Raw genomic sequence first — 1,133 nt, 5'->3', positions numbered from 1 at the left:
GTCAGCTTTACGCCGGCAAGCCGTGCATGCACCTGTTCGATCAGATCATCGAGACGTATCGCGAAGGACGTGGCGCCACCATCGAACTGTTCGGTACCACCTGGATCGTCGGCGCCGGCAACACCAACAGCGGCTTCCGCTACCGGCTCCAGAACAACGAGCTTGGCGTCATCGTCCTGTTCTACGCCCGGCACACCAAGGCCGAAGACATCGGCACCCACCTCAAGATCGAGCTATCGCCCCACTTCATCCACGAGCGCAGTACCGCCGATATCCAGACCTACCTGGATAGCATCGCCAAGGAACTGATGGCCCACGTCGAGCCCATGGGCTGTGCCGTTCACCTCGCCCTGGACGTCCAGGGCTGGAAGCCCCCGAAAGATTTCATGGACCGCTTCGTCACCCGCTCCAAAAAGGTCACCAAGATCGACGGCATCGGGGACTTCACCTTCAACCACGGCACCATCGCCACCACCTACGGCAACGCCGAAACCTTCATGTTCGGTACCGCCAGTGCGCTCCAGTGCTGCATCTACAACAAGACCAAGGAAGCCCACGCCCGCGACAAGATCCACTTCTGGGAAAGCATCTGGAACACCGCCTCCAGCGACGACCCCACCGTCTCCGACTACGACCCCGACCGCGACGTGTGGCGTATCGAGATGCGGTTCCATCAATCCGTGCTGCGGGAGTTTGCCCAGGGCGTCCCCTGCAACGTCGACACCGGCGAATGCCTGGACATGGAACACGGCTTCAAGCGCTTCATCGACACCGTGCCCCACCTTACCGGCCTCTGGCAGACCGCTCTCGGCAAGTACCGCCTCGACCACTCCCGCAACCTCATCGACAGCGCCTGGCAACTGCTCCAGGAAGACGCCCGGTTCTACGATCACGAACCGCACTTCCTCTACAAACGGGCCCGCAAGGCCCCTGGGCTCGGCAACGAAAAGAACGTCGCCCTGGTCGTGGGTAATCTCATCTCGCTCTACGCACGCCAGGGCTTCACCACCCAACAAGCCATGAACGGCCTGACCCGCTGCGGTGCCTGGGACGACATCGCCAACTACTATCGGCGACGAGGCATAGACGCCGATCAGCTACGACTACTCATCTCGCAACGGCTCGTCGAACGG

At 61.6% G+C, this 1,133-nt stretch carries 1 protein-coding gene; it reads left to right on the top strand.

Annotated features, from left to right (window positions below; translation table 11 throughout):
• Window positions 1–26 precede the first annotated feature (26 nt).
• On the top strand, window positions 27–1,133 hold a 1,107-nt coding region (locus BTW07_RS18940; RefSeq protein ID WP_208605450.1), incomplete at its 3' end, for a hypothetical protein.

The organism is Salinicola socius, from assembly GCF_001937195.1.
Taxonomy (GTDB): Bacteria; Pseudomonadota; Gammaproteobacteria; order Pseudomonadales; family Halomonadaceae; genus Salinicola; species Salinicola socius.
This window is presented reverse-complemented; position numbering and strand designations above follow the sequence as displayed.